This window comes from Bartonella sp. TS82HLJMH (assembly GCF_042193495.1).
Classification (GTDB): Bacteria; Pseudomonadota; Alphaproteobacteria; order Rhizobiales; family Rhizobiaceae; genus Bartonella; species Bartonella grahamii.
In genome coordinates this window covers 1-676 of sequence record NZ_JBHILU010000095.1, presented here as the reverse complement: position 1 = coordinate 676, position 676 = coordinate 1, and the positions used below count along the sequence as shown (strand labels likewise).

Genomic DNA, 676 nt, shown 5'->3' with positions numbered 1-676 from the left:
GAAATTATTGAGCTCTTAAAAAAACAGCTTGCGTTAAAAAAAGAACAACTTTCGCAAACAGAAAAAGCTTACCAAGCTATAACAACGAATAAGAAAACTGGATCTCAAACAATAGACCTTTCTAGTTCTTTTCTCTTTTCTAGTTTTTTTCTCAAAGAACCAGAATCGCTCTATAAGAGTGATAAGCTTTCAAGGGAATCATATAAAAAGGTATTGGAGGACGAAAACAAAATTTCTGGATCTCTTGATCAAATGGGCAAAACTATTTCAAAGCGTTTACAATTTGCATCGATACTCGATAAAGCTATAAGTTTAGAAACTTTTGAAAACGTAGAAAATCGTTTTCAATACCTCAGAAATCTATTTAATGAACTTCAAACAAAAGAAAACCTGAAAGATATTGCAGATCTTCAAACACATATCGATGGTTCGTTAGCCATGATCCGAAATGAATCTGTAAAGATGCAAATGATAACGCATTTACGTAAAGCTGAGCAATCACTTATCAAAAAGAAAAGACGCGAAATTGATATGAAATTTTTTAACCATGAAATAAAAGGGATGCCTATCATACGATGAAAACAAAAACCATGTAGAAGGTTTAGTACTATCTGAACAATTCAGAAGGGCATAAAGGTTTTATCAAAGCCAAGATATCGTGATGAAAATACTCAAG

At 32.1% G+C, this 676-nt stretch carries 1 protein-coding gene; it reads left to right on the top strand.

The genetic code is table 11. The annotated features are described in order from the left end of the window. The coding region (locus ACFIKO_RS09435) for a type IV secretion system protein (RefSeq protein WP_375673920.1) at nucleotides 1-579 on the top strand (579 nt) is incomplete at its 5' end. Nucleotides 580-676 lie beyond the last annotated feature (97 nt).